Genomic DNA, 373 nt, shown 5'->3' on the forward strand with positions numbered 1-373 from the left:
CCTGTCGGTGCCTATCCGACCCGCAACGGACAGATAAACATCACCGCGATGCGTGACGATCATTTCATTGCGTTGTGTCGCGTGCTGGGTAGGGAGGACTTGGTAGGTGACCCGAAATATCAGACAGGCCGCCAGCGGCTTGAAAATGAACGCGAACTTAACAAGGTCTTGTTTTCCGAGTTTGCAAAAAAAGATTCCGAGTATTGGGCCGCGCATCTTACGCAGGCAGATGTAATGAACTCTATCGTCTACAACTATTCCGACTACTTCGATGATCCGCACGTAGATGAAGTCGAATCATTCCAATGGCTTGACCATCCCGGTGTCGGAATGGTGCCCGTGCCGGTCGTGCCGGGAGCACCTGAACTATTGA

1 protein-coding gene is annotated in these 373 nt (G+C 52.0%); it reads left to right on the forward strand.

The window, feature by feature from the left end; all coding sequences use genetic code 11:
* Positions 1-373: CoA transferase (locus A3722_RS15620; protein WP_201722049.1), on the forward strand; the 373-nt coding region annotated here is incomplete at both ends.

The organism is Sulfitobacter sp. HI0027 (assembly GCF_001634775.1).
Lineage (GTDB): Bacteria > Pseudomonadota > Alphaproteobacteria > Rhodobacterales > Rhodobacteraceae > Sulfitobacter.